Annotated in this window: 17 protein-coding genes; 10 read left to right on the top strand and 7 right to left on the bottom strand. The window is 69.4% G+C overall.

Going from position 1 to position 21,959, the window contains the following annotated elements; translation table 11 throughout:
* The first annotated feature begins 58 nt into the window (after positions 1-58).
* Positions 59-565 (top strand): DinB family protein, encoded by a 507-nt coding sequence (locus tag QSK05_RS09055; RefSeq protein WP_285595970.1) that lies wholly within the window; start codon positions 59-61, stop codon positions 563-565.
* On the opposite strand, the gene QSK05_RS09050 is transcribed toward QSK05_RS09055, so the two are convergent.
* Positions 566-1,552, bottom strand: coding sequence for an LLM class F420-dependent oxidoreductase (locus QSK05_RS09050; protein ID WP_285595968.1), 987 nt, complete (start codon positions 1,550-1,552; stop codon positions 566-568).
* A gap of 138 nt (positions 1,553-1,690) precedes the next feature.
* On the opposite strand from QSK05_RS09050, the gene QSK05_RS09045 reads away from it, so the two are divergent.
* Together QSK05_RS09045 and QSK05_RS09040 are read left to right on the top strand one after the other, a co-directional pair.
* Complete coding sequence (locus tag QSK05_RS09045) at positions 1,691-2,131, top strand: AlbA family DNA-binding domain-containing protein (protein WP_285595964.1); 441 nt, start codon at positions 1,691-1,693, stop codon at positions 2,129-2,131.
* Between the two features lie 271 nt (positions 2,132-2,402).
* Positions 2,403-3,464 carry a DUF5635 domain-containing protein gene (locus QSK05_RS09040; protein WP_285595962.1) on the top strand — a complete coding sequence of 354 codons (1,062 nt, stop codon included), beginning with the start codon at positions 2,403-2,405 and terminating at the stop codon, positions 3,462-3,464.
* Between the two features lie 95 nt (positions 3,465-3,559).
* On the opposite strand, the gene QSK05_RS09035 is transcribed toward QSK05_RS09040, so the two are convergent.
* Positions 3,560-5,479, bottom strand: coding sequence for an anthranilate synthase family protein (locus QSK05_RS09035; protein WP_285595960.1), 1,920 nt, complete (start codon positions 5,477-5,479; stop codon positions 3,560-3,562).
* Between the two features lie 215 nt (positions 5,480-5,694).
* On the opposite strand from QSK05_RS09035, the gene QSK05_RS09030 reads away from it, so the two are divergent.
* The 3 genes from QSK05_RS09030 to QSK05_RS09020 all read left to right on the top strand — a co-directional run bounded on the left by QSK05_RS09030 (position 5,695) and on the right by QSK05_RS09020 (position 10,285).
* Positions 5,695-7,029: a UDP-glucose dehydrogenase family protein gene (locus QSK05_RS09030; RefSeq protein WP_285595958.1), complete on the top strand. Its 1,335-nt coding sequence runs from the start codon at positions 5,695-5,697 to the stop codon at positions 7,027-7,029.
* A 570-nt stretch (positions 7,030-7,599) separates the two neighbouring features.
* Positions 7,600-9,003: an LCP family protein gene (locus QSK05_RS09025; RefSeq protein ID WP_285595956.1), complete on the top strand. Its 1,404-nt coding sequence runs from the start codon at positions 7,600-7,602 to the stop codon at positions 9,001-9,003.
* A 205-nt stretch (positions 9,004-9,208) separates the two neighbouring features.
* Positions 9,209-10,285, top strand: a complete 1,077-nt coding sequence (locus QSK05_RS09020) for a glycosyltransferase family 2 protein (protein ID WP_285595954.1) — start codon at positions 9,209-9,211, stop codon at positions 10,283-10,285.
* Positions 10,286-10,338: 53 nt separating this feature from the next.
* Here the strand turns inward: QSK05_RS09020 and QSK05_RS09015 are convergent, their stop codons facing one another.
* The 5 genes from QSK05_RS09015 to QSK05_RS08995 all read right to left on the bottom strand — a co-directional run bounded on the left by QSK05_RS09015 (position 10,339) and on the right by QSK05_RS08995 (position 16,412).
* The gene (locus QSK05_RS09015) at positions 10,339-11,430 is read right to left on the bottom strand and encodes a glycosyltransferase (protein ID WP_285595951.1); all 1,092 of its coding nucleotides are present in this window, start codon (positions 11,428-11,430) and stop codon (positions 10,339-10,341) included.
* A 93-nt stretch (positions 11,431-11,523) separates the two neighbouring features.
* Positions 11,524-12,330, bottom strand: a complete 807-nt coding sequence (locus QSK05_RS09010; protein WP_502879748.1) for an ABC transporter ATP-binding protein — start codon at positions 12,328-12,330, stop codon at positions 11,524-11,526.
* 139 nt (positions 12,331-12,469) lie between these two features.
* Positions 12,470-13,384 carry an ABC transporter permease gene (locus QSK05_RS09005; RefSeq protein WP_285595947.1) on the bottom strand — a complete coding sequence of 305 codons (915 nt, stop codon included), beginning with the start codon at positions 13,382-13,384 and terminating at the stop codon, positions 12,470-12,472.
* Positions 13,381-14,751: a nucleotide sugar dehydrogenase gene (locus tag QSK05_RS09000; protein ID WP_285595945.1), complete on the bottom strand. Its 1,371-nt coding sequence runs from the start codon at positions 14,749-14,751 to the stop codon at positions 13,381-13,383. The genes QSK05_RS09005 and QSK05_RS09000 overlap by 4 nt, the downstream gene beginning before the upstream one ends.
* Positions 14,752-14,903: 152 nt before the next feature.
* Positions 14,904-16,412 (bottom strand): glycosyltransferase, encoded by a 1,509-nt coding sequence (locus QSK05_RS08995; RefSeq protein WP_285595943.1) that lies wholly within the window; start codon positions 16,410-16,412, stop codon positions 14,904-14,906.
* 237 nt (positions 16,413-16,649) lie between these two features.
* Here QSK05_RS08995 and QSK05_RS08990 point away from each other — a divergent pair, with 237 nt between their 5' ends.
* The 4 genes from QSK05_RS08990 to QSK05_RS08975 are packed head-to-tail and all read left to right on the top strand — an operon-like array spanning position 16,650 to position 21,872.
* Positions 16,650-18,323 (top strand): glycosyltransferase family 4 protein, encoded by a 1,674-nt coding sequence (locus QSK05_RS08990; protein WP_285595941.1) that lies wholly within the window; start codon positions 16,650-16,652, stop codon positions 18,321-18,323.
* Positions 18,317-19,579: a glycosyltransferase gene (locus tag QSK05_RS08985; protein ID WP_285595938.1), complete on the top strand. Its 1,263-nt coding sequence runs from the start codon at positions 18,317-18,319 to the stop codon at positions 19,577-19,579. Before QSK05_RS08990 ends, QSK05_RS08985 begins: the two co-directional genes overlap by 7 nt.
* Positions 19,576-20,745, top strand: coding sequence for a non-hydrolyzing UDP-N-acetylglucosamine 2-epimerase (gene wecB, locus QSK05_RS08980; RefSeq protein ID WP_285595936.1), 1,170 nt, complete (start codon positions 19,576-19,578; stop codon positions 20,743-20,745). Before QSK05_RS08985 ends, wecB begins: the two co-directional genes overlap by 4 nt.
* On the top strand, positions 20,742-21,872 hold the full coding sequence (locus QSK05_RS08975) for a class I SAM-dependent methyltransferase (RefSeq protein ID WP_285595934.1): 1,131 nt from the start codon (positions 20,742-20,744) through the stop codon (positions 21,870-21,872). Before wecB ends, QSK05_RS08975 begins: the two co-directional genes overlap by 4 nt.
* Positions 21,873-21,959: the final 87 nt, after the last annotated feature.

The raw sequence follows: 21,959 nt of genomic DNA, 5'->3' as shown, positions 1-21,959 counted from the left end.
CGAGGGTAGTCACGGATATTGAGTCGCGCTGCCCCTACGGTGCTGGGAAAGTCACCCCGTGACTACCTGGACAGCTCCCCCGGTCGAGATCAAGGACGGCCCCCTGGTGGGGCCGGACCGTCCGATGCTGGAGGGCTATCTGGACTTCTGCCGCAGCACCCTGCTGAACATCTGTGGCGGGCTCACGGCCGAGCAGCTCGCCACCCGTCCGCTGCCGACCTCGATCTCCCTGCTCGGGCTGGTGCGCCACCTGACCAAGGTGGAGCGGGTCTGGCTCCGGCAGCGGGCCGCGGCCCAGGACGTGGCCAATCCGTTCACGGTGGTGGACGAGGACTTCGACGAGGCCCGCGCGGAGAACGCCCAGGCCGAGCTGGAGGCGTACGTGCAGGAATGCGCGCTGGCCTCGGAGGCGGCCCGGGACGTGTCGTTCGAGCACACCGTGGAGGTGCGCGGCGAGGTGCTGTCGCTGCGCATGATCTACGTGCACCTGATCGGGGAGTACCAGCGGCACAACGGTCACGCCGACCTGATCCGGGAATCGCTGGACGGCGTGACCGGTCGTTAGCTACGACAGGGCCGGGACGACTTCCTTCTGGAAGAGTTCGACACCGCTGAAATCGGTGGCGGCCTCGGGGAAGTAGGTGATCGCGTAGGTCATGCCGAGCTGCTTCATCGCCTGCAGCTTCTCGATGATCTGCTCCGGCGTGCCGACCAGCCCGGCCGACGTCACGTTCTCGACGGTGCGCGTGACGCCGTCCGGCGCCAGGAACTTCGCGTAGCGCTCTTCCAGCTGCGCCACCCGCTGTGCCACCTCGGACTCGTCGCGCCCGATGATGACGTTGTAGTTGCTGCTGCGGGTGATCTCACCGAAGTCACGGCCCAGATCGCGGCAGTGGTTCTCGAGGATCCCCGACTTGTGGGTGAAGGTCTCGGTGTCACCGCCGAAGTTGGTGTAAGAGGCGTACTTCGCGGCAATGCGCAGGGTCTTCTTCTCCCCGCCGCCCGCGATCCAGAACGGGATACCGCCGCTCTGCAGCGGCTGGGGGTAGCACAGCGCGCCGTCTACCTGATAGTGCTCGCCGGAGTGGGTGGCGATCCCGTTCTGCCAGGCCTGCTGCATGATCTCGACGCCGTCGGCCAGCTGACCGAGCCGGTCACCGGCACTCGGGAAGCCGTAACCGTAGGCGTTCCACTCGTGTTCGTACCAGCCCGCGCCGATGCCCATCTCGATGCGACCGGCCGAGATGATGTCGACGGTGGCCGCGACCTTGGCCAGGTACATCGGGTTGCGATAGCCCATGCACGTGCACATCTGCCCGAGCCGTACCCGGCTCGTGGTGGCGGCCAGGGCCGACATCAGCGTCCAGGCCTCGTGGGTGGCCTCGGGCGTGGGAATCGGTGTCGTATGGAAGTGGTCGTAGACCCATATCGACTCCCAGGGGCCGGCCTCGGCCAGCTGGGCCACCCGGAGCATCGTCGGCCAATGATCGCTGACGTCGACGCCCACCAGGTCGAGTCGCCAGCCCTGCGGGATGAACAATCCGAAGCGCATACGGCCACACTACGGCCCGATTGAGGCCTTTCGGGGTGCAGTGGTGTCGCCTGAGCGTGAGTTTCTGCTGTCATACGGTAACCACTTGGGGTTTACTGTCTGCTAAACCACAAGTACCTGGCTTACAGAGGACATGACTTGGCTGTTCAGCCCGGCGGAGAGGTCTGGGAGGACCGACCCAAGCTCATGGCTGCGGTGGATCGAGCTCTGGAGCTTCTGGTCGCGGGCTCCACCGCCGACGCCGCTGAAGTCGAAGGCGTCGACTTCAAGGAAGAGGCTGGGCGCCGTGCCCGTGGAGGCATCGTTCTGCCCGGCCAGCCCAGGAGTGAGGCGGTGGCCTCGCAGCTGGCTGATGAGGTGGCCTGCCTTGCCAACACGCCGGGCGGGGGAGCGTTGGTCGTCGGAGTCGCGGACGATGGCAGAACCATCGGGGCTGTGTCGGAACGCGACTGGCTCAGGCACCGAATCCATGAACGGGTCGATCTCGCCCCGGCGGTCGAAGAGCGTTTGCTTCCGGACGGCACTCGTCTGCTGGTCATCCTGGTCGCCGAGTCGCGCGAACCGGCTGAGAACACCTAGGACCAACTGCGGTGGCGAGTCGGTACCAGCTGCGCTCCGGTTGACCGATCCGAATGGTGGGCGAATCGTCTGAGGCGACAGGGCAGTGATCCTCTGGCCGCTGAGACATCCAGAACGATGGCCGACATCAGTCCGGGCGCCATGGCGGCCGCGAAGCGTCTTCTCCGAGATGCGGTCAAGAGCGATCTGCAAGATCACAGCGATCGCGAGTACCTCACCCGCCTCGGCGTCCTTCTTCCCAGCGGCCGATTGACTGCTGCTTGGGATCCACATGTTCTGCTCCGCCTCTCGGACGGTTCTCGAGCTGGCCGTCCTTGATGTTGTTGGCGGAGACGTTATTTCCGGGCCGCCGGATCTGTCGGGCCTGAGTCTGGTCGAACAATTGGGTGAGATCGAGGCTCGGCTCGACGTTCTGGACAGCTCTGTCGTTCTTCAATCGGGCCTGCAGCTCGACCCGGTACGCCGGATTCCCTGGCCTGCAGTGCGTGAGGCCTTGCTCAATGCGATCGTCCACCGCGACTGGCTGCCTCGCGAACCGGTTCATCTGACGTGGGTTGCTGCCGATGCCAGCCTCGACGTTATTTCCCCGGGGGGATTCGCAGGCGGCGTGACAAGCGAATCCGTTCTCTCGGGACGCTATTCGCGCAATCCCGCATTGGCCGATCTGGCTCGGGCCATGGGCCTGGTCGAGCGTCAAGGCATCGGGGTGGACCGGATGTATCGGGAGATGGTGTCTCTCGGTCACCGGCCACCGATGATCCGGCAAGAGCCGGGGCCGCAGGTGCGTACTCGTCTGGTGGGCGGTCAGCCGCTGCCGGCCGTGATCTCCTCGGTCGGGGCAGTCATGCCGATCGGGTGCCAGCGAGACCTTCGGGTGGCCATGGGCCTGTACGCGATGTTGCGCGACGGCTTTCTGACGGCCGCGACGCTCGCTGTGCTCCTGCAGGTGCCCAGGGACGAGGCGGAGGAAGCGCTTGATGTCCTCGCCACCTGCACCGTGGACGACGAGCCCCTGATTCGCTCCACCACGGGAGATCCGTGGCTACCGGCTCGAGGCATCGTCAGGCGGGCCACGGGAGACGCTCGGTCGTTGGAGCAGGCTCAGCGCCGAGGTCTGCTGGGTTGGTACCGGCCGAACCAGCGGGCCGCAGAGAATCTCGTTCGCGCATATGTGGCTGCCGCCGGGCGGATCTCGAGTGGCGAACTGGCCGGGATCACGGGCCTGACCACTCAGGGAGCGTTGAACATGCTGACCCGGATGGAAAGCGAGGGGATCGTGCAACGGGGGGCGACGCAGGGGCGGCGGGCGCACTTCGTCGCGGCCGGTCTCTGATGGCTCCGGTGCTGGACCTGGGCAAGAAGAAAGGAGCCCCAGGCGCATGCGAGAAGCAGAGGCGACACTGGGGCGTTCCCCTTCAGTGTGTGTCTTCAAGCGGGTACGCCGGAGTCCACCCTTCCGGACAACCGGGCCAGTTCGGCGGCGAGGATCAGGTTGCCCTGCGTGGTGAGGACCGACTCCGGATGGAACTGGAAACCGGCCAGATTCCGCCCACGCAGGGCGTTGACGAAGGTGCCCGTGTCGTCCACCGCGAGGGTCAGCCCGTCGATCGGCCCGTCCGGGGCCGGCACGGCGAAGCTGTTGTAGAAGCCGACGTGGTGCGGCCGGCCGAACAGGTCGATCTGCCGCTGCCGGCCCTGGTCCGGGAAGGGGAGCCGGGAGACGCCGAGTCCCAGTGACAGGGAAAGGATCTGGTGGCCCAGGCAGATGCCCAGGGTGGGCAGGCTGACGGCCAGTCGGCCCTGGGCGAGGGAACGCAGGGCCCGCATGCGGCGGTTCATGATGTCGCGCGGGTCGCCCGGGCCCGGGCCGATCACGACCGTGTCGGCCGTGGTGGTGAGGTCGTCGCCGATCGGGCCGGAGAGGTCTTCCCACGAGTACTCCGTCACGGCAAAACCCTGGGAACGCAACAGGTGACCGAGCATCGCGGTGAAGTCGTCCTCGGCGTTCACCACGCGCACCCGGCCGATCTGCGCCACCGGTGTGGCCGCGGCGGAGGGCTGCAACCAGAAGCTGGAGAGGGTCTGGTTGCGTTCTGCGAGGAGCTTCTCCATGGGGCGGGGAGTCACCGACGGACGCGGGGCACCGGTCAGGGCAGCCATGATCCCGGCCGATTTGGCCCGGGTCTCGGCGAGTTCGGCCTCCGGCCGGGAACCTCGCACCAGGGTCGCCCCGGCGGCCACCCGCACGCTCCCGTCCGGGGTGATCTCGGCGGTCCGGATCAGGATCGGCGCGTCGAGCCGCTGACGGGCCTCGTCGTCCCGGTCGATCAGGGCGAGTACACCACCGTAATAACCTCTTCCACGCTTCTCGTGACGCGCGATCACCCGGCAGGCGTTGCGGATCGGGCTGCCGCTGACCGTGGGGGCGAACATCGTGGCGGTGAGGATCTCCCGCACGTCCGCGGTCGTCCGCCCCTCGATGACGTACTCGGTGTGGGTGAGGTGGGACATCGGCTTCAGGAAGGGGCCCCGAACGCGTCCACCGTTCTCGGTGATCGCCGCCATCATCTTGAGCTCCTCGTCCACCACCATCGCCAGCTCGTCGCGTTCCTTCGCATCGTTGAGGAAGGCCTCCAGGGCCGCCTCGTCGGGGCCGCCACCGGCCGGGTGCCGGAGCGTCCCGGAGATCGGATTCATCGTCACCACACCGGCATTCAGGCTGACGTGGCGTTCCGGGGTGGCGCCGACCAGGGTGGTCGCCGGGGTGTGCAGCAGGAAGGTCCAGTAGGCGTTGCGCTCACCTTCGAGCAGTCGTTTGAGGACGCCGAGGGCGGCTCGCGCGCGCGGCTCGCGTTCGGTCTCGATGCGGCCGGTGATGCTGCGGTGAATGACGAAGTTGGAACCCTCGCCGGCGGCGATCTCCTGGGAGAGAACATCCCGCACCATCCGCTCGTAGGCGCCGTCGCCGACGTCGAAACCGGTTTCCCGAAAGCTGTTCGGGCCGTCCGGAAGGGCGTCCACCAGGTGCCCCAGATCGACGGTGATCCGCTCGGACACCTGGAGCGCGAGGATCGGTGTGCCGTCGTCGACCACGTCGAAACCGCGTTCGGTGATCTGTCGGAAGCCGATGGCGGCGAGCACGGGGTGGGCGTCGTCGGGGGCCTGCGGAAGGTCCCGGATGCGCCTGACCTCGGTCCCCTCACCGATGAGGATCTCTGCTCGGGAGGGGTTTTCGCCGGGGCGATGGATCACCGCGAAGGCGGGGGCCGCTTCCAGTCGGGCCAGAACGGACTGGACGGACTGGATGGACTCGACAGACGGAAGATTCGGCTGTTGCTGGTGGCTCATCGGACGACCTGCTTCGGTCAGGGCGCCCGCCGGGGACCGACCCCGGCACAAAAGCCGACGGCCGCCTCGACGAGGCGGCCGCGAATGGGAATGGAGCTACGCGAGATGGCCGCCGGTCAGGCGGGCCACCAGAAGGTGTGCGTAGATCTCATACGTACACCGTATCGCATGCAGTTGGACGCGTGAGGGTCGTGCGGTGCCGATACTGTCGGATCATGCGCTTATCAGTGATGGGGTGCGGTTACCTGGGCGCTGTGCACGCGGCGTGCATGGCGGACTTTGGCCACGAGGTCGTCGGTGTCGATGTCGACGAGCGGAAGATCGCCAATCTGACCCAGGCGAAGGCCCCGTTCTTCGAGCCGGGGCTGCCCGAGTTACTGCAGCGGGCCACCGAGTCCGGCCGTCTCTCGTTCACCACCGACGTGTCCCAGGTGGCTCACGACCCCCAGGAACCCACGGTCCACTTCGTCTGTGTGGGTACGCCGCAGCGGGCCGGTGAGTTCGCCGCCGACACCACCTATGTCGACGCCGCGGTGCGGGCGCTCCTGCCCCACCTGCAGCCGGGCGACCTGGTCGTGGGCAAGTCCACCGTTCCCGTCGGCACCGCGGCCCGTCTCGCGGCGATGATATCCGAGGCGGTGCCCGGCGCCCTGCTGGCCTGGAACCCCGAGTTCCTGCGCGAGGGTCACGCGGTCAACGACACGCAGCACCCGGACCGCATCGTGTACGGCCTGCCCTCCGACCCGGATGACGCGGCGCGGGCCAAGGCCCTGCTCGACGAGGTCTACGCCAGCCCGATCGCCGAGAACATCCCGCTGCTGACGTCCGACTACGCCACCGCCGAACTGGTCAAGGCCGCGGCCAATGCCTTCCTGGCCACCAAGATCTCGTTCATCAACGCGATGTCCGAGGTCTGTGAGGCGGCCGGTGCAGACGTGTCGGTCCTGGCCGCGGCCATCGGGCACGACGAGCGCATCGGCCCGAAGTTCCTCGGCGCCGGTCTCGGCTTCGGCGGCGGCTGCCTGCCCAAGGACATCCGCGCGTTCATGGCCCGCGCCGGTGAGCTCGGTGCCGACCAGGCCCTGACCTTCCTGCGGGAGGTCGACGCGATCAACATGCGCCGCCGGACCCGGATGGTCGATCTGGCCCGCGAGGTGCTGCAGGGGTCCTTCCTCGGCCGCAAGGTGGTCGTGCTCGGGGCCGCGTTCAAGCCCGAGAGCGACGACATCCGCGACTCGCCCGCGCTCAACGTGGCCGCCCAGATCCGACTGCAGGGTGCCGAGGTCGTGGTGACCGACCCCGCCGCCCTGGAGAACGCCCGCCGCGCCTGGCCCGACCTGCACTACGAGGACAAGGTCGAGGTGGCGGCCGACGGCGCCGACGTGGTGCTGCTCCTGACCGAGTGGGAGCAGTACAAGGCCATCGACCCGGCCCAGCTCGCCGGCATCGTGCGCCAGCGCAACGTGCTCGACGGCCGCAACGCCCTCGACCCGCAGGCCTGGCGCAACGCCGGCTGGACCTACCGCGCCCTGGGACGCCCCCGAGTCTGACCAAGGTCGACTCCCGCCTCCGTAAAGATGCGAATCAGGTTCAGTGTTGAAGGAGGGTGAACAACCCCTCCCGCAAGGTGGGATGAGCGGCTGGTTACCTCTGGCCCGCCCTGTCCCTGTCCGTCCGTGACGGCTACGATTGCCCGTGTGTGCCCCCGCCCCCCGTCGGGGGCACACACCTTTTGCGCTCCATTCGTGTTGGGCGGGCCCAGATCTGGCCTCTGCCGGTGGTCATCCCGTTGCTCAGCGCTACAACGGACGACGGGCGGGTGGCGGCGGGCGGCGAAACCGCGACACGGCGCGCCGTAATCCACGGGTCTGGGCAGGTGGCAGGGCGATACTGAGGTGATGTCCGTTTCCCGATCGCCGGCCGCGAGGCGTTCGGCGCGCCCGGAAACGGGAACGGGTCATGCACTCCCGAGACTCCGGGTGGCGCACCTGGATGAGGAAGTCGTCGAGCCGCTGGGCGGTGGCGGAGGTCCGCGGGGGCCTCGTCGGCCGAACCCGCCCGACCCGGCCCTCAGCGCTCTGCGGATGCGTCGGTGTCTTTCCTTTCTCGCGCTCACGCTGATGGCCCCAGGTTCGGCTCAGCTGGTTGCCGGTTCGTCCTCACGACATTCGGAGAAACTGAGCCGTGCGCGCCTGGCGGTCGCGCGTGCGTCCTTATGCCTGTGGGCCTGCGCGTTGCTCGTGGCCGGGGTGCTGGCCGGCGTCGCCGTCATCGACCGCGACCGCGTGCTCGGCCTGTTGACCCACCCGTGGGTGATCCGGCCGCTGGCTCTCGCACTCCTGGGCGGTGCGGTGATCTGGCCGCTGTTGCTGCTGGACGCCTGGCGTATCGGGCAGGCGCCCGAGCTGACCCGCCGGTCGCGCCGGTGGATCGCTCTGCTGAGTGCCGTGCTGATGATGCTGACGTTCGTCGTCCCGCTGGCCCTGGGACAGCGGGTGTGGGCGGCGGCCGACCTGTTGTCCGGGGTTTTCGGCTCGGGCAAGCACTCGGCCGCGGTGGACGGCCGGTACAACGTGCTGCTCCTCGGTGGTGACACCGGGCCGACCCGGGTGGGCACCCGGCCGGACAGCGTGAACCTCGCGAGCATCGACGAGAAGACCGGCCGGACGGCCCTGTTCAGCATGCCGCGCAACCTGCAGAACGTGCCCTTCCCGGCGGGCACCCCGGCCGCCCAGCGGTGGCCGGAAGGTTACGACTGCGGCGACGACTGTCTGCTCAACGCGATCTACACCTACGGCAACGACCATCCCGCTCTGTTCCCGGGAACGCAGGACCCGGGCGCCGAGGCGATGATGCAGGCAGTCCAGGGGATCACCGGCCTCAAGGTCAACTACTACGTGATCATCGATCTGCAGGGTTTTCAGGACCTGGTCGACGCGGTCGGTGGCATCGATGTCGACGTGGTGGCCCGCACCCCGATCGGCGGTGGTACCTCGAAGATCCACGGCTGGATCGAGGCCGGGCGGCAGCACCTCGACGGCTACCACTCCCTCTGGTATGCCCGGTCCCGCGAGACCACGAGCGACTACGACCGGATGGCCCGCCAGCGCTGTGTGATGACGTCGATGGTCAATCAGCTCGATCCGGCAACCGTGCTGGAGCACTTCCGGACCATTGCCTCGGCGAGCACCCAGGTGGTGTCCACGGACATCCCGGCCCGGCGGCTGCCGATGTTCCTGGAGCTGGCCCGGAAGGCGAAGGGCAACGAGATCGAGAGCGTGCAGTTCGTGCCCCCGCTGATCGTGCCGAAAAACCCTGACTACTCCGAGGTCCGGCGTCAGGTGACGTCGACGATCGGGATTCTGGAGGGCGACCCGGAGAAGAGGGCGAGCACCCCGGTCGTGACACCGTCTGCCGCGGCGACATCCACGACGGGCCAGGGGTCGTCCGAAGCCGATGCCATGTCATCGGAATCGTCACGCAGCGCGGCCGTGAATGTGCGTTCCGTGTGTGCCTCGGCCTGAGTTCGGTTCCGGGAAAAGGAAAATCTGATGATGGACGACGAACACCGCCGTCGCACTCACCCTTACGCGAATAAATTTGCTGTGAGATTCTTGGCCGCCCGGCTTCGGACATGCCTGATCAGGGGCGTCTGAGGCGAATTCGGTCGAGACGGCACGGCAATCACCGCGCGAAGCACTCCTTCACCCCAGATAGGCTGGCACGGACATGGACGGCCACCTGCCTGAGGCGCTCGGCGCCCACTCAGCCAACGATCAGCTGCCCGCTGACGCCCCGGTCAGCATCGTGCTCTGCGTGCTCAACGAGCAGCGGCATCTCGAGCAGGCCGTGCACCATGCGCTCGACCAGGATCACCTCGGTCAGCTGCAGATGGTGATCGCGCTCGGGCCCTCGAAGGATCACACCGATCAGATCGCGGCCAAGCTGGCCGCCTCTGACTCCCGGATCACGCTGGTGCGTAACCCCGATCCGCACGGCAGCACCCCGGCCGGGCTGAACGCGGCGATCGCGGAGACCAAGCACCCGGTCGTGGTCCGGATCGACGGGCACGCGATGCTTCCGCGCGACTACGTCCGCATCGCCGTCGAGACGATGCGCGAGACCGGCGCTGACAACGTGGGCGGGGTGATGGCCGCCGAGGGGGAGACCCCGTTCGAGCAGGCCGTGGCCCGGGCCATGACCAGCAAGCTGGGTGTCGGCAACGCCTCGTTCCACACCGGCGGCACGGCCGGCGAGGCCGACACGGTCTACCTCGGGGTGTTCCGCCGCTCGGCCCTGGAGCGCGTCGGCGGTTACGACGAGACCTTCCTGCGCGCGCAGGACTGGGAGATGAACCTGCGCATCCGCCGCACCGGCGGCCGGGTCTGGTTCCAGCCGAAACTCCGTGTCTCCTATCGTCCCCGGCCCACGGTCAAGGCGCTCAGCCGACAGTACTTCTTCTACGGGCGCTGGCGTCGCGTGGTCATGCGCCGCCACGAGGGCACCGTCAACTTCCGCTACCTGGCCCCGCCGCTGGCGCTGGCCGGTGTGGTGGGTGGGCTCGGGCTGGCCGCCGCCGGTATCAAGCCCGCCGCGATCCTGCCCGCCGGTTACATGGTCGCGATCTGCGCCGGCTCGGCCTTCGAGGGCCGGGGTCTGCCGGCCGGGGCCTGGGTGCGCCTGCCGGTGGTCACCGCCGCCATGCACCTCAGCTGGGGTGCGGGCTTCATCCTCAGCCCGCGCAAATTGGCCGAGCTGCCCAGCCAGATCGGCGGGCTCACGATGCCCGACGCGTCTGCACCCTGATCATCTTCTAATGGAAGACGCCCGCTCGCACGCCAAAGTGCGGGCGGGCGTCTTCACTTCTGGGGTTTGAGGCTCCAGCTCCGGATCAGCTCCGCGAACTGCCGGCCGTCGGCACGCCAGTCCAGATCGGCCCGTGCCGCGTTCCATCCGGCCGAGCCCAGGCGCTCACGGCGCTCCCCGTCGACGTGCAGGGTCCGGATCATCGTCTCGGCCGCGTCGATGTCGCCGAACGGCACCACCGTGCCACTGCGGTAGCGGCCCACCAGCTCGGCCGCGGCCGCGTTCGGGGTGGTCACCACCGGCACGCCGCAGGCCATGTACTCCATCACCTTGGTCGGCCGCGACACCGCGTAGTTCGGCTCGTCGTGCAGCAGCGCCAGCCCGGCCAGCGCTCCGGGCAGCAACCCGAGGGCCCGTCGGTTCGGCACGAAACCGTGGTGCACGATCCAGCCCTCGGCGTGGGCGTGGGCGATCGGTCCGGCCACGTCACCGTCGGCCGGGCCGATCAGCTCCAGCCGCATCTGCGGGGCCAGACGACGGCCCAGCTCAATCATCTCCAGCGCTCCCCGGGCCCGGGTGATCCGGCCCAGGTAGACCACACGATCGTCACCCGGCGGCGGAGGCCGGCGGTCCGGCACCGGAACACTGTTCGGCACCACCGGGTGTTCCCGTCGGAACCGGGCGCGGTAGCCCTCCTCGGCCAGCAGCAGCCGACAGCGGCTCTCGGCCCAGCGCTCAGCGGCCCGCACGGCCAGACCCGCCACCGGGCGCGCCGGACGGGGCAGCCACGACTTCATCCGCAGGGCTGCTGCGGTGTCTTCGTGCACGTCCCACACCACCAGCGGTGGGCGGTGCCGGTCGAGGCCCGGAACGGCGAGCAGGAGCTCGGGATCGTGCAGCAGCACCAGGTCGTGCTCGGGGCCGATGCGGTGCAGGAGCCGGCGGGCGGCGGCTATCGCGGTGAAGCGCTGCCGTCCCGCGGCCCGGGGGAGTTCGAGCGCCGTCACCCCGTCGGGGGGCCGGCGGTGCGTGGCCTCGAACGGTGCGGCATAGGTGACCTCGATCCCGGCGGCCAGCAGTGCGGTGAGCTGGCGGTAGCGGATGCGGGCGTCGTCCGGGTCGTGCACCACGGTCACGATGAGCACGCGGGGTGCTCTTGTTACTGGCGGGAAAGTGGAAGAGGCCGTCGTGGTCAGGGGAGTGGAGCTTTCCTGAGTCACGACGGCCTCATCCGGGGTTTACGCGCCTTCGGCCTCGGTGTACGCCTCGATGACCTCGTCGACGCCGCCGTCCATGATCAGCTGGCCCTGGTCGATCCACAGCACCCGGTTACAGGTCTTGGTGATCGTCGGCAGGGCGTGGCTCACCACGAAGACGGTACCGGCGGACTCGCGCAGTTCGCGGATGCGCGCCTCGCTGCGCTGACCGAAGAGCCGGTCACCGACCGAGAGCGCCTCGTCGATCAGCAGCACCTGGTGGGAGACCGAGGCGGCGATGGAGAACCGCAGCCGGGCTCCCATGCCCTGCGAGTAGGTACGCATCGGGTAGTCGAGGAACTCCGGCTTCAGACCGGAGAAGTCGACGATGTCGTCGTACTTGGCCTTGACCTCGTCGAGGCTCATGCCCAGGGCCAGCCCACCGAGGATCACGTTGCGCTCACCCGACAGGTCGTTCATCAGCGCCGCGCCGACACCCAGCATGGTGGGGTTGGCCTCGGAGTAGACGGCACCCCGCTTGGCGGGCACCAGGCCGGCGATGGCCTGGCAGAGCGTGGACTTGCCGGAGCCGTTGGTGCCGACCAGGCCGATCGCGTCGCCCTCGTAGGCCGTGAAGCTGATGCCCCGCACCGCGTGCACCTCGTGGGCGCGGCGCACGCCGGGAGTGCGGGCCAGCAGGCCCTTCTTCTCCGCGTTGCGGCCGGAGGCGCGCTTGCCGGTTGCGTAGACCTTGTAGGTGACGTGCAGGTTGTCGACGATCACCGTCGGCCGCTCGCGCGGGCCGACCGGCACCCGGGTCTTGATCTTCTTCAGGCCGGTGGGGCCCAGACCCTTTTTCGCAGCGGCCTTCTTGGCCGGCGGTTTCGGAGCGGCCTGCTCCTCGACCGCAGGGGCATCCTGCCTGATGGTCTCCACGTCTTCCCCGCTGTGGTCGGTGGCCACCGAACCGTTCTGGGAAGAGGTCTGCTCAGTCACGTCCGTACAGCCCCTCGGCTTGCCAGAAGAAGATGAAACCGGCCACGAACATCACTACGCCGTAGCCGGCCGCCATGATCCAGGTGGTGGCGTCGATGTTGATCTGGTTGGGACCGGTGCCCCGGATACCTTCCAGCATCGCGTACCGCACCAGGCTCAGGTAAACGTTGAGCGGGTTCGCCTCGATCACCTTGCCGAGGATGCCCTTGTCCGCGAACCGGTTGCCGACGACGTAGAAGACACCCGACAGGTAGAAGATCAGCCGGTTGATGAACGGGATCAGCTGGCTGATGTCCCGCAGGTGCACCGTGAGCCGGGCCGCGATGAAGGCGACCCCGCCGCTGAACAGGGCCAGGAAGAAGTAGGCCGGGATGAGCAGCAGCCAGTCCAGCTGCGGCATCTCACCGGTCAGCATGACGATGACGCACAGCACGACCGTGGTCGCGACGAGCTCCATCAGCTTGTTGAGCAGCGTCGCGATCGGCAGCACCGCGCGGGGGAAGTGCAGGGTGCGTACCAGACCCCGGTTGGTGACGAGCGACTTGGCGCCGTCGGTGAAGCAGCCGGAGAACAGGCCGATGGTGAAGACACCGCAGACCAGGAACGCCGTGTAGTTGTGCGGCTTGGTACTGCTGGGCAGGATCACACCGAAGATCAGGCCGTACACGGCGGCCTGGATCAGGGGGTTGAGCACCACCCAGGCCATGCCGAGCCGGTTGGCCTCGTTCGCCGCCCGGAAGCGTGACTTCGCGAACTCCAAGGCGAAGTGCCGTCGCGCCCACAGGTCCTTGATATATCTGCCCAGCGGGGGCCGGCCCCCGAGCTGGACCAGACCGTACTCAGCGGCTCTCGCCGCTGCCCGCTGCGACGCGCCCGTCTCGGGCCGGATCGGCAGGATGCTGGTCAAAGTCGCTCCACGGTTGCGCTGTCGGTGATGGCGCCACGGGTGTCGAGCACCAGAGGTGCGAGCCGGGCGATCTCGTCGAGATCGTAGCTTGAGTGGCGTTGCAGCAGAACGGCGATGTCGGCCCCGGCGAGCGCTCCGGCGAGCTCCGGCACCCGCTGGAGGGCTCCGCCCGAGGCACCGCTACCTATAGTTTCACCATCTGGTGCGAAATCGTGACCAACCTCGTCACCCGAAGGTGCGTCCCGGTGACCTCCGAGTTCCCAGGACGTGACGAACGGGTCGTGGAAGACCACCTCGGCACCGGCCGATCGCAACCGGATCGCAATCGGGAGGGCGGGCGACTCACGCTGGTCCGAGATGTCGGCCTTGTAGGTCACCCCGAGCAGGAGCACCTTCGACCCCCGCAACGGCTTGGCGACGTCGTTGAGGCTGTCCTGGACCCGCTGAACCACGTAAGTCGGCATGGCGTTGTTGATCTCTTGCGCCAGCTCGACGAACCGGAACGGGTATCCGAGCGCGGCCTGCACCCGGTAGGAGAGGTAGTTGGGATCGATCGGGATGCAGTGCCCGCCCACGCCGGGCCCGGGGTAGAAGGCATGGAACCCGAACGGCTTGGTGGCCGCGCAGCGGATCACGTCCCACAGGTCGATGCCGAGTTCGTGACAGAACCGGGCCATCTCGTTCACCATGGCGATGTTGACGTGGCGATAGGTGTTCTCCAGCAGTTTGGACATCTCCGCCTCGCGGGCCCCGCGGGCCGTGACCACCTCGTCCACAATTTTCCGGTAGAAGGCAGCCGCCCGCTCGGTGCACGCCGGGGTGAGGCCGCCGACCACCTTCGGGGTGTTGCGGAAGTGCCAGCGGGCGTTGCCCGGATCGATGCGCTCGGGGGAGAAGGCCAGGAAGATGTCGCGGCCGACCCGCAGCCCGCCCTCCTCCAGCATCGGGCGCAGCAGTTCGTCGGTGGTGCCCGGATAGGTCGTCGACTCCAGCACGACGAGGGTGTCGGGCTGCGCGAACGCGGCGACGGACGCGGCGGCGGCCAGCACCATGCTCAGGTCCGGCCCACCGTCCTGCGCCAGGGGGGTCGGCACGCAGATCACCACGGTGCGCGCGTCGGCCACGATCGATGCGTCGGTGTGGGCGGCGAAACCGGCCTCCCGCATGGCGGCGAGGTCGGCGGCGGACAGATCGTCGACGTGGGAGTGCCCGGCGTTCAGGGCGTCGACCACGGTGATGTCGAGGTCGAGCCCGGCCACCTGCAGGCCACTGCGGCAGGCCTCCTGGGCCAGAGGCAGGCCGACGTAGCCCAGTCCGACGACCACGAGGTCGAACCCTGCGGATCGGACCGGCACATGCTGCGACATCTCCAGCGAATCCTTCCGCGCACCGATCGGTGTGGTTGAAGGACGCCGGAGGGGGTCTACGTGAGACCTCGACCGTCGTTCAGTCCATGGCGCCCGGGTTGAATTGTGACACGCTGTGCGCATTGATGGGGCGCAGAGTCATCAATGGCGGCCTAACCAGCAGGCCAGCCGAGGGTGGACCAGTCTCGTTCGTCACTCTTTGTCCGGATTGCCTCGCCGGACTCAGTCTCCACGGACGAGGGTGCCCCGAGTCGGTAGTAGCGCCCGGCGATTTCCGCCCGGGCGCGCACGTAGTCGTCGCCGGCGCCCGGGATCAGATGCTCGACGAAGCGCCCGTCGAACAGCCCGGGTGTCAGGGCGTCGGTGACCAGCAGCTGGTCGCGGGTGATGTGCGGGACGCCCTGCAGGCCGGGCGCCAGCACCGGGCGGACCGAGAGCGGGCCGCGCAGGTCGCCCGGCCGGGCCAGGCGGGGCGGGCGGCCCAGCTGGTTGGCGATGGCGGGCGGCAGTACCCGGCCGATGGTGCGCCGGGCGAACCGCTGGGCGTGCAGTGAGGCGGCCTCGATCCGCTCGCCGCTGGGCACACCGACGGCGGCCAGGCCGATGACGGTGCGCGCGGCCTCGGTGGCGCCGGTGGGCGGGTCGAGATCGCGACAGGACGCGCTGAGCCGGTCGCGGACCCGGGCGTCGAGCAGACGGGCCAGGACGGCGTCGAACTCGCGCGGGCGGTCGGGGTCGGCGGCCAGGGCCAGCCCGCTGTTGCCGACGATGCGTGCGCGGGTGCGCTGGTCGTCGGTCACCGCGTCGGCGTTCGGCACCAGCAGCGTGGGCACGGCCGAGTAGAGCAGTTCGTGCACGGCGTTGTAACCGCTCGCCGAGACCGCGGCGTCGAACGCCTTCAGATATTTGACCAGCGGGAAGACCGAGATCTGCTTCGGTCCGGCGGCGGAGGCGGCGCGGCCGCGCAACGGGGAGGAGGTCACCACGACCTGCCAGCCGGCGGCGGTGAACTGCTCGACCGTGCGCTGGTAGGCGGAGTACAGGTCACTGCGCTTGCTGCTGCCCAGGGTGAGCAGCAGGCGGGGCCGGTCGGGGTCGAGCTCGAGCTGCTCGATCGCCTGTTCGCGGCTCAGCTGCGGCACCTGCCCGACCAGCGTGATCGGGCCGACCCGGCGGGCGTCCTCCAGGTAGACCGTGCGGCCGACGTCACCGGCGGAGGCCAGGTCGCCCGGTTCCAGCACGGCGGCGAACAGGCGGCGGTACCTCAGAGCACGGGCCCCGACGCCCTTCTGCCACATCGCCCGGCGGCTCCAGATGAACGGCACGTCGGGCATCCGGCGCAGCGCCCGCAGCACCCCGTCGTAGGGGTACACCCCGTCGAAGACGAAGGCGCTGGCGTTGGTCTCGGTGATCAGGGCGGTGATGCGCTCGGCCAGGTAGGCGTCCCAGTGGCGGCGCGGCACCTGTTTGCGCTGCGAGCCGGGTGCCCATTCGGCGCGCATGCCGTACTGGTTCACCACGGTGACGGCGGACGACAGCGAGAAGATCACCGGGTCCATCCCGCCCAGAGAGGCGAGTGCCAGAGCGAGCTGGCGGGAGAGGTGTCCCATTCCCTTGCCGTTGGTGGTGGCCAGCACCACGGTGGGCGGTCCGGTGCGCATGGAGTGAGGTCGCCGTCCTCATCTGCATCTGGAGATTTTCATCTGCGTCTCATCTGACACATCAGTGTGCTGCCACCTCGGCTGTTCGGAGGGGGAGGCCCTCGTTCGCCGTGGTGGGGCCCAACATACGGCAGACTTGGCCGTCGCAGATCCGGTACATCCTGTGACGATGCGTGCCGGACCCGCCCGCCGGGATCTTGGTGCAGCTGTCGGTTCGGATTCGAGGAGAGGTTCCGCATGGGAGCGTTCGCCCGCTGGCGGCGGAAGCTCAGACGCCAGGTGACAGCGCTACCCCGCCGCGGCCGCCGGGCCGCGCGCACCGCGATCACCTACGCCGAGATCGGCGCCGCCGTGCGCCGGGACCGGGACAAGCGTCACGACGATGCCCTGCGGCTGCTGCACGACGCGGCCCGGCGCAGTCCCGCCGACATGCGGGTGGCCCGGTTGCGCACCCAGGTGCTCGCCCGCACCGGGCAGTTGTCCGACGCGGTGGCCGAGGCCTCCCGGCTGGCGATGGCCGCGCCCAGCGGGAAGAACGTGCGGTTGCAGCGTTCGGTGCAGGGCCGGCTGGTGGAGACCGACGCGGGCTGGCGGCCGAGCGTGCCCGGGCCCCGCCCGGCCGATCGACCGGGGCGGCTCGCCGAACCGGTTCCCGGCCGGGTGCTGTACCTGGCCAAGGAGTCGATGCCGCACCGCAACAACGGTTACTGCACCCGCACCCACGAGACGCTCCTGGCGGTGCGGGGGGCCGGGCGCGACCCGGTGGCGGTGACCCTGCCCGGATTCCCCCCGGCCGCCGACGGCGAGGTCCGGGTCGGCCCGATCTCCACGGTCGACGCGATCGACTACCACCACGTGATGCCCGGCGCCGGGCAGCTCTCGGCGGTGACCTGGGAGGAGTACGTCCAGCTGACCACCACCACGTTCGCCCGGCAGGTGGCGCGGGTGCGGCCGCAGGTGCTGCACGCCGGCTCGGGCCACCGGGGCTACGACCTGGGCGTGGTCGGCGAGGCGCTGTCGGCGTGGGCCGGGCTGCCGTGGATCTACGAGGTGCGCTCGTTCTTCGAGACCACCTGGACCGCCGACGAGCGGTACGCCGAGCACGCCGAGTACTACCGGCGGCGGTTCGCCGCCGAGACCCGGGCCATGCGCGCGGCCGATGCCGTGGTCACCCTGAGCGGGCCGATGCGCGAGGAGATCGTGCACGGCCACGGGGTGCCCGAGGACAAGGTCTTCGTCATCCCCAACGCCGTCGACCTGGACCGTTTCCAGCCGCGCACCCGTTCTGCCGCCCGGCGTACGGAACTCGGCCTGGACGGCACCTTCGTGCTCGGCTACATCAGCAACCTCGACCACTTCCGCGAGGGGCAGGAGGTGCTGCTGGCCGCTGCCGCCCTCCTGCGCAGGCAGGGGCTGCCGATCAGTGTGCTGCTCGTGGGGGAGGGGCGCCGCCGGGCCGAGCTGGAGGCCCGGGCCGCCGAGCTCGGTCTCGGCGAGGCCGCGGTGTTCGCCGGGCCGGTGCCCTTCGACGAGGTGCCCGACTGGTATGCCCAGGTCGACCTGTTCGTGGTGCCCCGGGTGCCGGAGCGCGCGGGCCGGATGGTCTCGCCGATGAAGCCCTTCGAGGCGATGGCGATGGAGGTGCCGCTGCTGGTGAGCGACCTGCCCGCGCTGGTCGAGATCGCCGGGGAGAACCTGGAGCGCGCCAGCATTTTCGCGGCCGGTGACGCGGGCTCGCTGGCCGGGGCGGTGGCCTGGCTGACCGACCATCCCGAGGAGATGGCGAAACGTGCTGCGGAGGCGGCCGACTGGGTGCGCCGGGAGCGCACCTGGGCCGGGAACGGCCGGGCCTTCGACGCGGTCTACACCTTCGCGCAGCAGCGCTATGCGGAAAGGGACCCCGGATGCTGATCTCGATGCCCGGGCGCGACCAGAGCGCCGAGGGCTGGATCGGTGAGACCTTCGCGGCCCTGGCCCGGGTGCCGGTCGAGGGGCCGGAGCCCGTGGTCTGGCCGTTCACTCCGTACTACACCGGAAATCCCTTCCAGAGCGTGCTCTACAGCCGGTTCGCCGGGCGGGGGCTGGTGGCCGCGCCGACGTTCCGCGCCACCGACCTGCTCGCCACCACCCGCAACTGGCCCGGTGACGTGCCGCTCGTGGTGCATCTGCACTGGCTGAACCAGGTGCTGGCCAAATGCACCGACGACCGCGGCGCCGACGAGGCGGTGGGCCGGCACGCCGACCTGCTCGACACGCTGAAAGACCGTGGTGCCCGCCTGGTCTGGACGGTGCACAACGTGCTGCCGCACGACACCCAGTTCGAGGCGCAGGAGGTGCGGCTGCGCGAGCAGGTGGTGGAGCGGGCCGACCTGGTGCACGTGATGAGCTCCCGCACCGTGGCGGCGGTCGGGGACTGGTTCCTGTTGCCGCCCGAGAAGGTCTACCAGTGCGACCATCCCGGCTATCAGGGGGTGTATCCGGACTGGATCGGCCGCACCGACGCCCGGCGCCGGCTGCGCATTCCCGACGGTGCGGTGGCGCTGCTGCTCACCGGCGCGGTGAAGCCGTACAAGGGCATCGTCGACCTGCTCGAGGCGGTGGACCGGGTCTCCCGGGTGCGGCCCGGCGAGATCGTGCTGATCGTGGCGGGCAAGCCCGACGACGCGCCGCAGACCCGGGAGTTCCTGATCGCGGCGGCCGCGCACCCGGCGGTGCGGCTGATGCCCGTCCAGGTGCCCGACGTCGACATCCAGGTGCTGATGCGCGCCGCCGACCTGGTGGCCCTGCCCTACCGGCGCTCGCTGAACTCGGGGGTGCTGGCCCTGGCCCTGAGCTTCGGCCGGCCGGTGCTGATGCCGTCGAACTCCGGATCGCTGCCGGTGGTGGACGGGGGCGCCGCGCTGGTCTACCCACCCGACGGCGTGGAGGCCCTGACCGAGGCCGTCTTCTCCTGTCTGGAAGCCGATCTCGGGGCTCTCGACCGGGCCGCGGCCGCGGCCGGGCGGCGTATCGACCGGGCGGTGGTGGCCGAGCGGTTCGCCGCCGACATGCGGTCGTGGGCCGACACCGGGGTGGTGCCGCAGGCGCCGGTGGCCATGAGCCTTCCAGCACAGGACGGCGTGGTCGCCGGGGCGGCGGCCGGTAGCCCTCCGGGGGCCCCGGGATGAGGAAGCTCGTTCACGTCACCGGCGCCCGGCCCAACTTCCCCAAGGCCGCGCCGGTGCTGGAGGCACTGCACGGCCGGGTGGAACAGGTGTTGGTGCACACCGGTCAGCACTACGACGACCGCCTCAGCCGGGTCTTCTTCGACGAGCTCGGCCTGCCCGAGCCGGATCTCGACCTGGGGGTGGGCTCGGGCAGTCACGCGGGGCAGACCGCCGCGGTGATGACCGGCCTGGAGAAGGTCTTCCTCGAGCACCAGCCCGACTTGGTGGTGGTCTACGGCGACATCAACTCCACCCTGGCCGCCGCCCTGGTCGCGGCCAAGCTGGTGATCCCGGTGGCGCACGTCGAGGCCGGGCTGCGGAGTTTCGACATGACCATGCCGGAAGAGGTGAACCGCCGGGTCACCGACCAGCTCTCCGACCTGCTGCTGGTCACCAGCGCCGACGCGGTGGGGCACCTGGCGCGCGAGGGGGTGCCGGCCGACCGCATCCACTTCGTCGGCAACCCGATGATCGATACCCTGCTGAAGCACCTGGACCGCTTCGACGAGGCGGCCGCCCGGGCCACCCACGGCCTGGAGGGCGATTACCTGGTCGCCACGCTGCACCGGCCCTCGAACGTGGACGACCCGGCCGCGGTCGAGCGGCTGGTCGCGGTGCTGCACCAGGTCGCGGAACGCATGCCGCTGGTGGTGCCGCTGCACCCGCGCGGCCGCGACCGCCTCGAGAAGGCGGGCCTGCACGCATCCGGTGCTGTGAAGATCCTCGAACCCCTGCCCTACACGAGTTTTCTCGGGCTGGTGAGGGGCGCGTCCGCCGTTCTCACCGACTCCGGAGGGGTACAGGAGGAGGCGACCGTGCTCGGGGTGCCCTGCCTCACCATGCGGCCCAACACCGAGCGGCCGGTGACGATCACGCACGGCACCAACCGTCTGGTGACGCCTCAGGAGGTGCCGGCCGCTCTCGACGAGGTGCTCGCGCGGCCGGGGGCGACGCGCCCGGCCCCACCGGAGCAGCGCCCCCCACTCTGGGACGGCGCCGCCGGCCCCCGCATCGCCGAGGCAATCCTCAGCTATGTCGACGACCAACCAACCCTGCGTGATCATGCAAACTTTCCCCGGGGAAGTGGGGGCTCCTCCCGGCCCCCTACGGGCTGGGGGATTGCATGATCACGAACAGGAACGGAGGGCTCCCCACCACCTCCGGGGGAGGAGGATTCCGCGTCCCCCGGGACGTGGTTCTCCGTGCTCTTCGCCGGCTTCCCGCACCGCGCGACGAGGCCGCGATCCGCACCGCCATCGCCCTGCGCGACCTGGTGCTCGGAAGGCAGCCGGCGCCCTTCGCGAAACCGCCGAAACCGGTGCCGAAACCGAAACCAGGCACCAGTAGCGTGCGTCCGCCGACCGGCCTGCCCGAGGTGCCGCCCCTGCCGGCCGATCTGCAGTGGCAGCTGCCACAGGGCATCACCGGCTCCGGGCACCGGGTGAGCAGCCTCTACGAGACCGGTGACGGAGGCGGGCAGGTCTACGGCATCGACCTGCTGGAACAACTCAACGCCGAGTACCAGGACCGGCGGATCGTGCCGAGCCCGCCCTCGTACAGTGACACGGCCCTGGCCGAGGCGGCCCGGCGGCGCGTGGGCTGGGTCAACGACATGGTCGGCCTGGCCGGGAAGCGCACGCTGGAGATCGGCTGCGGCAACGGGTTCGAGGTCTGGTCGCTGGCCCACAACCTCGGCTGCGACGCGCACGGTGTCGACGTCTCGCACTACCGGCCGTGGGACCAGCTCGCCGGTGAGCGTGTGCACTTCGAGTGCGCCGACCTCTCGGTGAAGAGCCCGTACCAGCCCGACTCGTTCGACCGGGTGCTCAGTTTCACCGTGTGGGAGCACGTCACGCATCCGTACGCCATGCTCAAGGCCACCTACGACCTGCTGAAGCCGGGTGGTCTGGCCTGGATCCGGGCCAATCTGCACGCCGGCCCCCAGGCCTCGCACCGCTACCGCGACATCTTCTTCCCCTGGCCTCACCTGCTGTTCACCGACGAGGTGGTGCGGGCCTGGGACGTGAAGCACGGGCGCGAGCCGATCGGGCATGCCTGGGTGAACCGGCTCAGCTGGCTGCATTACGAGTATTACGCCGATCTGCTGGGTTTTGAGGTGGCGCACCGGGCGTTCACCCAGAGCCCGATCGACGAGGAGTTCTACTCCCGTTTCGAAGATATTCTGGGCCGTTATCCCCGCGCTGATCTGCAGCGCGACTATTTCCTGCTGGTGCTGCGCAAACCTCTGGGCTGATCGCCCGATGCCGTCGGCGGCGTCGCCCGGTGCCATCAGGTGGACAGGGGATGGCGAGTTCCCCGGCAAATTACGTTGAGTATCTAG

This window comes from Kineosporia sp. NBRC 101731 (assembly GCF_030269305.1).
Classification (GTDB): domain Bacteria; phylum Actinomycetota; class Actinomycetes; order Actinomycetales; family Kineosporiaceae; genus Kineosporia.
This window is presented reverse-complemented; position numbering and strand designations above follow the sequence as displayed.

Excerpts from the sequence above, each read along its gene's own strand:
- QSK05_RS09025 (WP_285595956.1), top strand. The coding sequence starts at position 7,600 with ATGGCCCCAGGTTCGGCTCAGCTGGTTGCCGGTTCGTCCTCACGACAT.
- QSK05_RS09020 (WP_285595954.1), top strand. The coding sequence starts at position 9,209 with ATGGACGGCCACCTGCCTGAGGCGCTCGGCGCCCACTCAGCCAACGAT.
- QSK05_RS09040 (WP_285595962.1), top strand. The coding sequence starts at position 2,403 with ATGTTCTGCTCCGCCTCTCGGACGGTTCTCGAGCTGGCCGTCCTTGAT.
- QSK05_RS09035 (WP_285595960.1), bottom strand. The coding sequence starts at position 5,479 with ATGAGCCACCAGCAACAGCCGAATCTTCCGTCTGTCGAGTCCATCCAG.
- QSK05_RS09030 (WP_285595958.1), top strand. The coding sequence starts at position 5,695 with ATGCGCTTATCAGTGATGGGGTGCGGTTACCTGGGCGCTGTGCACGCG.
- QSK05_RS08975 (WP_285595934.1), top strand. The coding sequence starts at position 20,742 with ATGATCACGAACAGGAACGGAGGGCTCCCCACCACCTCCGGGGGAGGA.
- QSK05_RS09000 (WP_285595945.1), bottom strand. The coding sequence starts at position 14,751 with ATGTCGCAGCATGTGCCGGTCCGATCCGCAGGGTTCGACCTCGTGGTC.
- QSK05_RS08995 (WP_285595943.1), bottom strand. The coding sequence starts at position 16,412 with ATGCGCACCGGACCGCCCACCGTGGTGCTGGCCACCACCAACGGCAAG.
- wecB (WP_285595936.1), top strand. The coding sequence starts at position 19,576 with ATGAGGAAGCTCGTTCACGTCACCGGCGCCCGGCCCAACTTCCCCAAG.
- QSK05_RS08990 (WP_285595941.1), top strand. The coding sequence starts at position 16,650 with ATGGGAGCGTTCGCCCGCTGGCGGCGGAAGCTCAGACGCCAGGTGACA.
- QSK05_RS09050 (WP_285595968.1), bottom strand. The coding sequence starts at position 1,552 with ATGCGCTTCGGATTGTTCATCCCGCAGGGCTGGCGACTCGACCTGGTG.
- QSK05_RS08985 (WP_285595938.1), top strand. The coding sequence starts at position 18,317 with ATGCTGATCTCGATGCCCGGGCGCGACCAGAGCGCCGAGGGCTGGATC.